The sequence below is a fragment of the Kitasatospora sp. NPDC059088 genome, assembly GCF_042738155.1.
GTDB lineage: Bacteria > Actinomycetota > Actinomycetes > Streptomycetales > Streptomycetaceae > Kitasatospora.
This window is the reverse complement of the sequence record NZ_JBHYGR010000014.1, coordinates 85,871-98,175: the sequence shown is the minus strand read 5'-3', so window position 1 is coordinate 98,175 and position 12,305 is coordinate 85,871. Positions and strand designations below refer to the sequence as shown.

Genomic DNA, 12,305 nt, shown 5'->3' with positions numbered 1-12,305 from the left:
CGGCCCCCGCCCCCCCCGCCGCCCCCGCCGCCCCCCCCGGGGGGGGGGCGCGGGCGGCCGCCCCCCCCCCCCCCCCCGCGGGGGGAGCCATTCCGCCAGCGAGGCGGTGCCGAAGTCCCGCCAGGGTTCGACCTGCCCGAAGGCCCGGACGTACCCCTCGAAGAACAGCCGCAGCGCGCCCCGGCGTCCGGGGTCCGCCAGCCAGGCCCAGAGCCGTTCGAGGGTCTCCCGGGCGCTGCCACCCTCCTCCTCCGAGCGTTCCAGCAGCGCCAGTTGCTCGGCCCGGCCGACCGCCAGCACGGCCCGCACCAGTTCCTCCTTCGAGCCGAAGAGGTAGAGCAGCACACGCGGGCTGGTGCCGATCCCGGCCGCGAGCGGGCGCAGCGAGAGGTCGGACACGTTGTGCTCGGCGACGTACCGGACGGTCGCGGCGAGCAGGTCCTCGCGGCGCACCGACGGGCGGCGCGGCGCGGGGTGGCTGGGTGCGGGGGCTGGGGTGGACACGTGGTCTATCGTTCCACTGAAACGAGTGTTTCAGTGGAAGGGGATGGAGCCATGGCCACCACCGCACCCGGAACCGTGACCGTCCGCGAGGCCGACCGGCCCGGGGACCTGGGCGCCGTCGCGGCCCTGCACGGCGTCCTGTACACCCGCGAGTACGGCATGGACGCCACCATGGAGGCCTACGTCGCCGCCGGCATGGCCGAGTTGGTGCTGGCCAGCGCCGTCGAGGGCTCCGCAGCACCCGGCCGCCTGTGGGTCGCCGAACTGGACGGCCGGGTCGTCGGAGCCGTCGGCCTGGTCCGCGCCGAGGAGCGCCCCGGCTGGGGCCAGCTGCGCTGGGTGGTCCTCGACCCGGCGGCCCGCGGCCGCGGCCTGGGCCGCCGTCTGCTCGACCTCGCCCTGACCGAGGCCCGCCAGCGCGACTACGAGGGCGTGCTGCTCTGGACGATCACCGGCCTCGACGCCGCCCACCACCTCTACGCGACCGCCGGGTTCGAACTGACCCTCTCCCGGCCGGCCCACAAGTTCGGTCTGGACACCGTGGAACAACGGATGGAACTGCACCTCTGACTACCCGCGGACGCGGCTCCACCGCTCACACCACCGGCCGACCGGCCAGGGCAGCTCCCCTCGGCGGCGATCTCGTGCACCGTCCAGCCAGGGTCCCCGGCGAGCCGGTCCCGGAGCGCGCCGACCGACGGCCGCACGGACCCCACCGACCCGGCCAGGTGGACGTAGTCCCGCTGCCGCGCCCGGTGCTTGTCGGTGCCCCCTGGACGGCTGCCCGTTTCGACCAGCAACCGCTTTACGAATATGACTGATTGGGACCGTTGACCGGATGGTGTGGCATCCGCCGCGACACGCCCCCGCGACCTGATTCGGCCGCCTACGGTGGGACACCTGCTCACATACTCACGCGCGACAAGCGATCACCAGGTTTGATCGCAGCTTCGCCAGGCCACGAACCGGCCGCATGCTCGGGGCCGGAGCGTCCGTCCTGGCGAGCGGGCTTCTCCACCGCAGGCAGCTCCAGAGCCGCAACCTCCGACGCACCGGGCCACGCCATCGACCCATCGGCAGAGCCCTCAGGCAGCATCAGCGTTGCCCCCGGAAGGGCACGAGAGCCCCACCGACTTCACGTCAGTGGGGCTCTCGCTCAGCGCCGGCGAACACTCAGGAGTGTCCTGCGCTCGGGAAGTGGCCTCCTCCTATCCCGCTGGCGCGGGCTGGTGATCCTCCGCCACGGAAGCGACCACGGGAGTGCAGAGCTTTCCGTGGTCCCGCAGGAACAGTCCTGAGGAATGGATCAATGTACTAGGAGTCAGGCCCGCGAGGAACCAGGGTCGCGAATCGCTGCTCGATCTCTGTGTCCGAGAGATCCCCTCCGATGGCATGCCATCTCGAGAGTCGGCGGGCTTCCATCAACGACATATCAAACGCGTCATGCATGCACCCGACCACGGCAAACGCCACGGCTCCCATGTCGCCTCTCGGGCCGATCTCCGAGATCAGGAGATGCAGGACCCCAATCACCGATCCATCACGACTCCATCGCTCCTGAAGGGTTCGAGCTATCCCTTCCCTCCTTGCCCGATATTCTTCTTGATTCATGTCATCCTTTCGGCTGCATAAAGCAAACAGCCAGCTCCGAACATCGCATCACCCTCCCGCCCCATCGAGCCTGCCACCCTCACTCGACACTTCAACGCCCTCCTCCGCCGAGCGCACCTGCACCAGATCCGCTTCCACAACCCGAGGCACTCGACCGCGACCCCGACGACGGCGACGGTCCGCCGCTCTGTGCAGCACCTGTCCACTGACGTTGCGGTCAACTACTGCCGTCAAAGCGTGAAGAGGCCCTACCGGGAATGGATTCCGGTAGCGCCTCTTCACGCAGGGTTACGCAGTTTCGTGGGCTAGAAACTCACCCATCAGAACGAACATCCGACTGCACAGAGCCTCATCATCTGACTCACCTGTCACGCTTCCATGATCCGATACAAAGATCTGGCGAACCAGCTCCCACCAAACGAGATTCGCACCATGCCCAAGCCTCTCGGCAAGCCACTCGCCAAATCCCTTAAGCAGTCCCCAGTCCTGCATTGCATCGCATCCATTGATGAAGGCGACGAATTCTCGATACGAGCCATCCAGGCCATAAGCTCCGGGCCTGCGCTGCACGTTCTGGAGGAGGGTAGAGAAGTCCACGACCAGCCTCTTTCTAGTGGAGGGGAGTGAAGACTAGGTCGTCACCATACTCGAATTGGCTTCTATACACATCCATCGGTCCACCACCCGGTCCTGTCCAGGCATCGTACACACGGTCGTCCTTCACAATCACATCATGGTGACCCCGCAAGGAATCCTGCCCGCGATACTTCCCAAGCGTCGGCACACCATAGCGGTCCGTGATTCTCATCCGCGTTCCACCAATGCTCTACTGGACCGAGCGCGCCACATTCTCGCATCCATTGCTCCCGGAAATGGCGCAGCTCCGAGGAAGTACGGAGCCCCGCCCCCCAAACGTACGTCGACGGCTGCAAGGACTCGTCCGCAGTGAGGTCATTGGCGCTCCGGCAGACGAAGCCTTCGCAGCAGCGGTCTTCGGGGCCCGGTGAGTGCTCGAGTTTGAGCACCACCTGTGCGGACGTCCGACTGCGGGTGGCAGCGCGGTATGTCGAGAACGTCGCGCCGGACGGTGGGCCAGCTGAATCGCATTGGTGGTCGTCAGCGCGACGACGACCGGATCGGGGGGCAAGTGCGCTGCCGCCGCCGAGTCGGCGGCCCCAGGACCCCCGAAGATTGACTTCCGCCACATTCGCGCCCCCCCGGGAAGTGGAACTAGTTCGTCCTGACTGCGTTTCAGGCAACCAGCAATGATTCACCATCGATTCGGATCAGGATTCTCCCATTCCGAATCGCACGGGGATTAATAGGTGGCGTGCGGAGGATGTTCGAGATAGCTTCTCTCCGTGTACCCCAGTGGCCTGCGGCGCCGTTGTGGTGGCATTCTCCGGCCCTGCCCAAGGCTGCCAGCCAGGACAGCAAGCCCGCCTCGCACGCGATGAAGGTCGGGATGAGCTTCACCGGGTACAACGAGAAGGCCACCAGAGGCTCCGAGTACCCGGTCAAGAAGGGCGCCTCGCCCGGCGAGGAGCAGGTCTGCAAACGAGGTAGGGGCGGTGCGATACCTCGACAGGTGCCGCACCGCCCCTACGAACTTCGAAGGGTTCAACCTTGTTCTTCACAGGCGGAGATTCCCACGATGACGACGGCGAAAGGCCGTTCCCGAAGGAAGTCCTCGAAAGCCTCGGTAGGCCGGTCGCCGATCTCGCATGGATTGACGACTCCTGGATGTGGAATATCGACAGGGGAGCCACCGATGGGACTCCGACAATGGTCGAGATCGCCTATACCAGGTCTTCCCTCCCCGTCGCCGCGGTGGAAACCATCCGACCCGTTCCCGGGAAGGACGCGCCACCGCCGCGGATGCATCACGAGGCGTCCGCCGCCAGATTCATTGCTCAGGCTCTGTGGGCGGCGGGCGAACACACCGGACTGCGCATGCCGCAGCTCATGGAGAGGGTTCTACGGGACGTCACGGCCACGCCTGCAACGGATACCGAGCTCGTTGTCCAGGGCGAACGCCTGGCCGGTCGAGCGCTGGACTACAAGGGCCACACGTCTGTCATGGCACTCACTGGCGACGTGCTGATCGTCTGTTCGGTGTCCCCCGCTGTGAGAGGCGTACCGGAGCTGAGGTGGACCACGACGCCCCCGAGCGCGCGGTACAGCCCCGGCAGCACCTGACCGTGCGCAGATGCGTCGTCGAGGGGTGACCGGGCGGCCGTCCACCTGTACTGGCGTGATCGAGTAGCAGCGCCGGCCGCGTCTGAGTACGCGTACTCAGGCGGGGAGGGCTGCGGCTGCCGGAGCATGGGCCTGCGTCCGGCGGTGGCTCCGAGGTTCCACGGGTCACTGCGGGCGGCCGAGTCCTCGTCCTCCCACCAACCCCTGCCACGGAGTCCCTTTCATGCGTACCGACCTCCTGCTGCGCTCGGCCGTGCCCGCGACCGCGGCGCTCGCCCTTCTGCTGAGTGCCTGCGGGCCGGACCAGAGCGGCGCGGACGCCCCCGTCGCCGGGCCGTCGTCGGCCGCCTCGGCGGGAGGGACGGCCGGCACGGCCGCGCCGTCCGTCACCTCCGCGGCCTCCGACCCCGCTCAGCCGGGTTCGAGCCCGAGCCAGAGCGCCGTCGCGGGCGGTCGCTTCGCGGGGGCCCCGGCGGTCGGGGCGAAGGCCCAGGGCACCTACCACGACGGTGACAAGGGCGACATCTCGCTCAGCATCGCCCCGACGAGCGTGGTCAAGGGTGACATCGGTGACCTGGCCAAGTTCCTCAAGCCGGAGGACATGACCGGGAAGACGCCGTACTACGTGAACGTCACCTACACCCACACCGGCGGCAACGGGATCTTCGAGCTCTACTTCAACCGGCAGCTGCGGGTGATGGTGAGCGACACCGCCCAGGCCCGCAAGGTCGACCTGCTCAGCAGCTTCCCGAAGTGCGAGAGCGACGTCCCGAAGGGCGGCAAGGACTTCGTCAAGGGGCAGAGCGAGCACGAGTGCGCGATCTACCTGGCGCCGAGCGACAAGCCGCTGACGAACCTGCTGTGGATCGACAAGGACGGCAAGCCCCTCGCCTGGAAGGCGGGCTGACAGCAACGCGGGAGGCCGCGGCGCGCTCCGGCAGCGGATCGCCGCCGCCCGCGGCTGAACGGCCCGCGTGCGGGGGACGGTTCAACTCCGCACCGCCGGGCGGCCGTTCTGGACGGATGCGCCTGGAACCGGGTGCCCGCTGGACGGTTGTCAGGTCTGGTGGGGCGGGCCGGCGGGAAGAGTACTGACAACCGGATACGGGCCCGGCCGCAACTCCCCCACGAGCGCGACCGAGCCCCGACCGGCGACCGGGCCTGGGCGTGACTCCCCCCACGGAGCAACGGCCGGGCCCGTCGACTGTTCATCCGGCGACACGCAGCGTACATGTCATCTCTACCCAGCGCTACCTCACGGTCGACCGGGGCGTCTCCGCGCGGTTCCTTACCGAAGCGTGACACGGACGCCGGATCGGCCGTTCGCCGGGGCCGCGGGCGGTAGCGTCCCCGGTCATGAGGATTCTGGTCACCGGCGGCGCCGGGTTCATCGGTTCGGCCGTCGTACGGGCCCTCGCGGCGGCGGGCCACGAAGTCCGCGTCCTGGACGCGCTGCTGCCCGCCGTCCACCCCACCGGGGCGGTCCCCGCGCTGCCGGACGGCGTCGACTTCCGGCACGCGGACGTCCGGGACGCGGAGGCCGTCGAGGCCGCGCTGGCCGGGGTGGACGCGGTCTGCCACCAGGCCGCCATGGTCGGGCTCGGCCTGGACCTCGACGACGCGCCCGCCTACGCGGGCTGCAACGACCTGGGCACCGCCGTCCTGCTCGCCGCCATGGCCCGGGCGGGGGTGCGCAGCCTCGTCCTCGGCGGGTCGATGGTGGTCTACGGCGAGGGCCGCTACCGCTGCCCCGAGCACGGGGAGGTCGCCCCCGGCCCCCGGCACCCCGGCGAGCTGGACGCCGGACGCTTCGAGCCGCCCTGCCCCGAGTGCGGCGCCGGGCTGCGCCCCGGCCTGGTCGCCGAGGACGCCCCGGCCGACCCGCGCAACGTGTACGCCGCCACCAAACTCGCCCAGGAACACCTGTCCGGCGCCTGGGCCCGCGCCTGCGGGGGCCGGCTCCTGACGCTGCGCTACCACAACGTGTACGGGCCGGGGATGCCGCGCGACACCCCGTACGCGGGAGTGGCCTCGCTGTTCCGCTCGGCGCTGGCCCGGGGCGAGGCGCCGCGGGTGTTCGAGGACGGCGGGCAGCGCCGGGACTTCGTCCACGTCCGGGACGTCGCGGCGGCCAACCTGGCCGCGCTCACGGCGGTCGGCGACCGGGCCCCGGGCAGCGTGCGGGCGTACAACACGGGCAGTGGCGAGGTCCGGACGGTCGGCGAGATGGCCGGGGCCCTGGCCGCCGCCCACGGCGGGCCGGCGCCGGTGGTGACCGGGCAGTACCGGCTCGGGGACGTCCGGCACATCACCGCGGACTCCGCGCGGCTGCGCGCGGAGCTGGGCTGGCGGGCCCGGGTGGGCTTCGCCGACGGGATGGTGGAGTTCGCGGCGGCGGCGCAGCGGGCCTGAGCGGACCCGGTCGGCTCGGCCCCCGGAGGTGCTCAGCCCCGGGCGGCCGGCAGGACGATCTCGAAGCAGCAGCCCCCGGCGACGTTGCGGACCCGGGCCTGTCCGGCGTGGGCCTCCACGATGCCCCGGACGATGGCCAGCCCGAGTCCGGCGCCGCCCTCGCCCCGCTCCCGGGCGCCGCCCGGGCCGGCCGGCGGCGGGGTGCGGGCGGCGCTGCCGCGCCAGCCCGTCTCGAACACCCGGGGCAGGTCCGGCTCCGGGATGCCGCCGCAGCCGTCGGTGACGGCGAGCACCACCTCGTCCGCCTCCCGGCGGGCGGAGACCGCGACCACGCCGTCCTCGGGGGTCGAGCGGATCGCGTTGACCAGCAGGTTGCCCAGCACCCGGGTGATCTCCCCGGAGTCCACCTCGACGGGCTCGGCCGCGACCGGACCGCCCTCCAGCCGGACCCCGCGCTGCCGGGCCAGCGGGTGGGCCCCGGCGAGCGCCTCGTCGACGAGGTCGTACACGGACACCCGGGACACCGACAGGGCCAGCGCGCCCGCCTGGATCCGGGAGAGCTCGAAGAGGTCGTCGACCATCCCGGTGAGCCGTTCGACCTCGGTCCGCATCCGCCGCAGGTACTCCTCGGGGCGCTCGGCGACGCCGTCCTCCAGGGCCTCCGCCATGGCGCGCAGGCCCGCCAGCGGGGTGCGCAGGTCGTGCGAGATCCAGGCGATCAGCTCCCGCCGGGAGGTGTCCAGGGCCTGCGAACGCGCCCTGGACTCAGCCAGCCGGGCACTGGTGGCGGCCAACTCGGCTCCGAGCTGCGCCAGTTCCAGACCGAGTGGGCGCTCGGGCGCGGCGAACCCGCCCTCGCTGCCGACCGTCCGGGCGGCCGCGGTCAGCGCCCGGCTCCCGGCCACCACCTGGCGCCCGAGCAGCGCGGCGGTGGCCAGCGAGACCACCGCGGCCATCGCCAGCACCGTGATCACCACTCCGAGGTCGTGCCGGGACAGGAACATCGCCTGGGCCACCGCGAAGGTCCCGGAGGTGACCGCCAGCACCGTCACGGCGGCGACGCAGAACAGCGACAGCGCGAGCGAGCGGCGGCGCAGCAGCCGGACGGCCGCCCAGCCGAGCAGGCCCGCCCCGCCCGCGCCGAGTGCGGCGAACAGCGCGATCAGCAGCAGGTCCTTCACGCCGGGCCGCCCTTCCGGCCGGTCCCCGCGCCCTCGGCCGGTGCCGGGTCGTAGCGGTAGCCGACGCCCCAGACCGTGGCGACCAGCCTCGGCGCGGCCGGGTCGTCCTCGATCTTCTCGCGCACCCGGCGCACGTGGACGGTCACCGTCGAGAGGTCGCCGAAGTCCCAGCCCCACACCCGCTCCATCAGCTCCTGCCGGGAGAACACCGTGTGCGGGTGCCGGAGCAGGAACGCCAGCAGGTCGAACTCCCGTAGGGTCAGCGCCAGTTCACGTCCGCCCCGGTACGCCCGGCGGGCCTGCGGGTCTAGCGCGATGTCGCCCGAGACCAGCCGCCCACCGCCCGGCCCTTCCGCCGCGTCCGCCGTGCCCGCCGAGCCCGCCGAGCCCGCCCGGGAGCGGCGCAGCACCGACTGGACCCGCAGGACGAGTTCGCGCGGGCTGAACGGCTTGGTGACGTAGTCGTCCGCGCCGAGTTCGAGCCCGAGGATCCGGTCCGTCTCGTCGCCCTTGGCGGTGAGCAGCACGACCGGCAGCTCGGCGCCGTCCGGGTCGGTGCGCAGCCGGCGCAGGATCTCCAGGCCGTCGATGCCCGGCAGCATGAGGTCCAGGACCACCAGGTCCGGGCGGGGGGCGGTACGGGCCAGGGCGAGGCCCCGGGGGCCGTCGGCGGCGCGGTCGACGTGGTGGCCCGCGCGGGTCAGATAGCCGGCGACGACCTCGGCCACCGTGGGGTCGTCGTCGACCACCAGGATGCGGCCGGGCCGGGTCACCGGAGCGGTGGCGGCAGGCGCCGATGCGGTGGCGGCAGGCATCGGCCCGGCGGCGGGCGCCGGTGCGGCGGCGGTGGGGCTCTCGTTCACCTCGCCGAGGATACGAGCCGACGGCGGCCGACGGCGGCCACCCGGACGGCACGTCCGAGTTCCGTAAGATCCGCCGCGCGGCCGGGCGGCTCCCCGGCCGTCCCCGGCCGTCCCCCGAACGGGGCGCACCGCCCCGACGTCGTACTTCCGTAAGGGCGCGGCTCGGCTCCGCCACCGCCCGGCGCGGCTAGCGTGACCGGCGTGACTCCTCCCCTCCCCCTCGCCCCGGTCGTCGACGTCGTACTGCCCTGTCTGGACGAGGCCGCCGCCCTGCCCTGGGTGCTCGGACGCATCCCGACCGGCTGGCGGGCCGTCGTGGTGGACAACGGTTCGCGCGACGGCTCCGCCGAACTGGCCCGCTCGCTCGGCGCGACCGTGGTCGAGGAGCCCCGGCGCGGCTTCGGCGCCGCCTGCCACGCCGGGCTGCTCGCCGCCACCGCCGAGCTGGTCTGCTTCCTGGACTGCGACGGCTCGCTCGACCCCGCCCAACTCCCTCGAGTGACCGGACCGGTGCTGGCCGGCACGGCCGACCTGGTCCTCGGGCGCCGCCGACCCGCCACCGCCGGCGCCTGGCCGGTGCACGCCCGGCTCGCCAACGCCGTGCTGGCCCGGCGGCTGCGGGCCCGCACCGGCGCCCCGCTGCACGACCTCGGCCCGATGCGGGCCGCCCGGCGCGAACGGCTGCTGGCCCTCGGGCTCGGCGACCGGCGTTCCGGCTACCCGCTGGAGATGGTGCTCGCGGCCTCGGCCGCCGGGCTGCGGATCGCCGAGACCCCGGTCGACTACCTGCCGCGCGCGGGCCGCTCCAAAGTGACCGGCACCCTGCGCGGCACCCGGCAGGCCGTCCGCGACATGCGTGCGGTGCTGGCGGCGCCGCCGCCGACCCTGCTGGTGATCGCCAAGGCGCCGATGCCCGGCCGGGTGAAGACCCGGCTCACCCCACCGTGCACTCCCGCGCAGGCCGCGGCGCTCGCCGAGGCCGCCCTGACCGACACCCTGCACGCCCTGTCCGCGATGCCCGCCGGGCGGCGGCTGCTGGTCCTGGACGGCGAGCCGGGCGGCTGGCTGCCGCCGGGCTGGGAGGTCGTCCCCCAGTGCGCCGGCGGCCTGGACCGCCGGCTGGCCGCCGCCTTCGCCCACGCCGCCCGGCTGGCCCCGGACGCCCCGGCCCTGCTGGTCGGCATGGACACCCCGCAGCTGGACCCGGCCGCACTGGCCGAGCCGCTGTCCGCCGCCCGGCGGCCGGGCCTGGACGCCTGGTACGGCCCGGCGGCCGACGGCGGGTTCTGGGCCCTGGGCCTGGCCCGGCCGACCGAGCGGCTGGCGGCCCGGCTGCTGCACGGCGTGCCGATGTCCACCCCCGGCACCGGCGCCGCCCTGCTGCACCGCCTGGCGCAGGCGGGACTGACCGTCCACCGGCTGCCCGGGCTGACCGACGTGGACACCGTCGAGGACGCCCGGCTGGTCGCCGACCAGGCCCCGCACAGCCGCTTCGCCGCCCGGCTGCGCGCCCTCGACCCCGTTCCGGAGGTGGCGGGTTGAGCCTCGCCGCGCCCTGGGTGGACGACCCCTTCGCCGAGGCCGTCCGCACCGGCTTCGGCCCGCTCTGGCTGCGCCGCGAGGACGGCCGGCGGCTGCACCTGGACATCGAGCGCTGGTGCGCCCCGGCGGCCGGCGCCGACCACAGCCTGCTGCGGCGCTGCGCCCGGCTCGCAGCGCCCGTCCTGGACCTCGGCTGCGGCCCCGGCCGCCTGGTCGCGGAGCTGCTCGCCCTCGGGGTGCCCGCGCTCGGCGTGGACGTGACCAGGGCGGCGGTGGCCCGCACGGTGGGCCTCGGCGGCGCCGCGCTCTGCCGCTCGGTGTTCGACCGGCTGCCCGCCGAGGGCCGCTGGGGCGCCGCCCTGCTCGCCGACGGCAATCTGGGCATCGGCGGCGACCCGGACGCACTGCTCCGCCGGAGCGCCGAACTCCTCGCCCCGGACGGGCTGTTGCTGGTGGAGGTGGAACCGGAGGAGGTGGACGAGCGGGCCGTCGTCCGGGTGGAGGGACCGGACGGGCGGCTCGGCCCGGCCTTCCCCTGGGCCCGGCTCGGCACGGCCGCCGCCCTGCGGCGTTCCCGCGCCGCGGGCCTGGCGGAGGCGGAGCGCTGGACCTCGCACGGCCGCCGCTTCCTCGCCCTGCGCAAGGGCTGAGCCGCCCCCGGAGCCCCCGGGCGACCGACCGACCGACCGGCCGACCGACCGACCTGCGAGCCCGTCCGGACCATGCGTCACACTGGTGCGCACCGTCCGGCGTCCCGGGCGGCCGGGCACAGGAGGGGGCAGCGGTGGGCAGCGACATCGTCGGGGAGTTGGCGGCGGCACTCGGGTGCGACGACCCGGCGGTGGTACGGATCGACCGCGACCACCACCGGCTCACCGTCCCGGTCGGACCGTCCGGGGACCGGTTCACCGTCGACGTCCTCGGCGACCCGCGCACCGCGGACCGGGTGGCCCACCTGCTGCCGGGCGGCGGTCTCAACGTCGCCGCCAACTACTGCACCGCCCAGGGCCGCAGCCTCGCCCGCTTCCTCGCCGACCACGGCTGCCTGGTGCTCGGCACCACCCCGCGCGAGGACGCGCTCACCCCCGAGCGGATCGGCCCCCGGTGCGCCGACTGGGGCCTGGACGGGCAGCTGGCCGACCTCGAACGGGTCGTCACCGCCGCCTGCTCCGTCACCGGCCTGCCGTACGAGCTGCTCGGCCACTCGGCCGGGGCCGCGCTCGCCCTGACCGCCGCCGCCCGGCTCGGCGGCGAGGGCCCGCGGCGGGTGCTGGTGCTCGACACCACCGGCCCGTACGACCGGGAGCGGGAGCCGGAACTGCTGGCCCGCGCCGAGGAGTTGCACGAGCTGCTCGAACAGCGGCTGACGGCGGGCGAGTGGACCGTCGACCCCGGACTCAAGGGCCTGTTCGCCCGTGCGAGCACCGCCCCGGACGCCCCGAGCGGGCTGCCCCGGCCGGTGGACGGCGCGGCACCGTTCAGCAACCTCGGGCTGCTGCACTACGCGCTCACCCGCACCCGGGACCTGCCCGGCCCGACCAACTGGATCCACCACCGCGGCCACAGCACCGGCGGCTACACCTTCGGCGCGGCCCCCGCCGAGGACCGCTTCGCCCTGGCCCACTCCCCGCTCCCGGTCTGGCAGCAGGCGGTCGCCCGGCTCGGCAGCGGCCTCCAGCCGACCGCGCTGCTGCGCGACCTGGCGGCGCTCTGGTCCGGCCGGGCCGAACCCGAGCTGCTCGACTGGGCCGCGATCCGGGCCGAAGTGGTCTGGCTGAACGCCGAGTTCGGCCGCGGCGACCACGACCTCGGCGCCCGCCTGATCGACCGGGGCGGGGCCGAGGTCGACTACCGGGTGGTCCCGGACTACGGCCACGGCGACATGGTCTGGTCCGCCACGGCCGAACGCGACGTCTGGGGGCTGCTGCTGCCCCTGCCCCGACCGGGGCGGCGCCCGGGCCACCGGTGAGCACCGCAGGGGCGGACCAAGTCG

General features: G+C 73.5%; 11 protein-coding genes and 1 pseudogene. 8 read left to right on the top strand and 4 right to left on the bottom strand.

The genetic code is table 11. The features are described from left to right. Positions 1-504, bottom strand: a 504-nt coding sequence (locus ACFWXO_RS09440; protein WP_380522996.1) for a TetR/AcrR family transcriptional regulator, incomplete at its 3' end; no start/stop codon positions are given. A 51-nt stretch (positions 505-555) separates the two neighbouring features. Between ACFWXO_RS09440 and ACFWXO_RS09435 the strand changes: the two genes are divergently transcribed. Further along, entirely contained in the window at positions 556-1,074 is a 519-nt protein-coding gene (locus ACFWXO_RS09435) for a GNAT family N-acetyltransferase (RefSeq protein ID WP_380522995.1), read from the top strand. 1,329 nt (positions 1,075-2,403) lie between these two features. Here the strand turns inward: ACFWXO_RS09435 and ACFWXO_RS09430 are convergent. Continuing rightward, a complete protein-coding gene (locus ACFWXO_RS09430; RefSeq protein ID WP_380522994.1) occupies positions 2,404-2,712 on the bottom strand; it encodes a hypothetical protein in 309 nt (102 codons plus the stop codon). Positions 2,713-3,741: 1,029 nt separating this feature from the next. On the opposite strand from ACFWXO_RS09430, the gene ACFWXO_RS09425 reads away from it, so the two are divergent. The 3 genes from ACFWXO_RS09425 (at position 3,742) to ACFWXO_RS09415 (ending at position 6,726) form a co-directional block, all read left to right on the top strand. Continuing rightward, positions 3,742-4,314 (top strand): hypothetical protein, encoded by a 573-nt coding sequence (locus ACFWXO_RS09425; RefSeq protein ID WP_380522993.1) that lies wholly within the window; start codon positions 3,742-3,744, stop codon positions 4,312-4,314. 223 nt (positions 4,315-4,537) lie between these two features. Further along, positions 4,538-5,221, top strand: a complete 684-nt coding sequence (locus tag ACFWXO_RS09420) for a hypothetical protein (RefSeq protein ID WP_380522992.1) — start codon at positions 4,538-4,540, stop codon at positions 5,219-5,221. Between the two features lie 449 nt (positions 5,222-5,670). After that, entirely contained in the window at positions 5,671-6,726 is a 1,056-nt protein-coding gene (locus ACFWXO_RS09415; protein ID WP_380522991.1) for an NAD-dependent epimerase/dehydratase family protein, read from the top strand. A gap of 32 nt (positions 6,727-6,758) precedes the next feature. Here the strand turns inward: ACFWXO_RS09415 and ACFWXO_RS09410 are convergent, their stop codons facing one another. Both ACFWXO_RS09410 and ACFWXO_RS09405 read right to left on the bottom strand, forming a co-directional pair. After that, positions 6,759-7,907, bottom strand: a complete 1,149-nt coding sequence (locus tag ACFWXO_RS09410) for a sensor histidine kinase (protein ID WP_380522990.1) — start codon at positions 7,905-7,907, stop codon at positions 6,759-6,761. Then, positions 7,904-8,722, bottom strand: coding sequence for a response regulator transcription factor (locus ACFWXO_RS09405; protein WP_380523009.1), 819 nt, complete (start codon positions 8,720-8,722; stop codon positions 7,904-7,906). Before ACFWXO_RS09405 ends, ACFWXO_RS09410 begins: the two co-directional genes overlap by 4 nt. Positions 8,723-8,971: 249 nt before the next feature. Between ACFWXO_RS09405 and ACFWXO_RS09400 the strand changes: the two are divergent. The 4 genes and pseudogenes from ACFWXO_RS09400 to ACFWXO_RS09385 form a co-directional block, all read left to right on the top strand. Beyond that, positions 8,972-9,676: pseudogene (locus tag ACFWXO_RS09400) on the top strand (glycosyltransferase family 2 protein); the annotation flags it as partial. Positions 9,677-9,679: 3 nt separating this feature from the next. Next, the gene (locus ACFWXO_RS09395) at positions 9,680-10,312 is read left to right on the top strand and encodes a DUF2064 domain-containing protein (RefSeq protein WP_380523008.1); all 633 of its coding nucleotides are present in this window, start codon (positions 9,680-9,682) and stop codon (positions 10,310-10,312) included. Continuing rightward, on the top strand, positions 10,309-10,962 hold the full coding sequence (locus ACFWXO_RS09390; RefSeq protein ID WP_380400304.1) for a methyltransferase domain-containing protein: 654 nt from the start codon (positions 10,309-10,311) through the stop codon (positions 10,960-10,962). The genes ACFWXO_RS09395 and ACFWXO_RS09390 overlap by 4 nt, the downstream gene beginning before the upstream one ends. A gap of 134 nt (positions 10,963-11,096) precedes the next feature. Next, positions 11,097-12,281, top strand: a complete 1,185-nt coding sequence (locus ACFWXO_RS09385; protein WP_380522989.1) for a thioesterase domain-containing protein — start codon at positions 11,097-11,099, stop codon at positions 12,279-12,281. Positions 12,282-12,305: the final 24 nt, after the last annotated feature.

Bases quoted from the DNA above. Each gene is read 5' to 3' on its own strand.
- ACFWXO_RS09435 (WP_380522995.1), top strand. From the start codon at position 556: ATGGCCACCACCGCACCCGGAACCGTGACCGTCCGCGAGGCCGACCGG.
- ACFWXO_RS09420 (WP_380522992.1), top strand. From the start codon at position 4,538: ATGCGTACCGACCTCCTGCTGCGCTCGGCCGTGCCCGCGACCGCGGCG.
- ACFWXO_RS09415 (WP_380522991.1), top strand. From the start codon at position 5,671: ATGAGGATTCTGGTCACCGGCGGCGCCGGGTTCATCGGTTCGGCCGTC.
- ACFWXO_RS09405 (WP_380523009.1), bottom strand. From the start codon at position 8,722: ATGCCTGCCGCCACCGCATCGGCGCCTGCCGCCACCGCTCCGGTGACC.
- ACFWXO_RS09395 (WP_380523008.1), top strand. From the start codon at position 9,680: ATGCCCGGCCGGGTGAAGACCCGGCTCACCCCACCGTGCACTCCCGCG.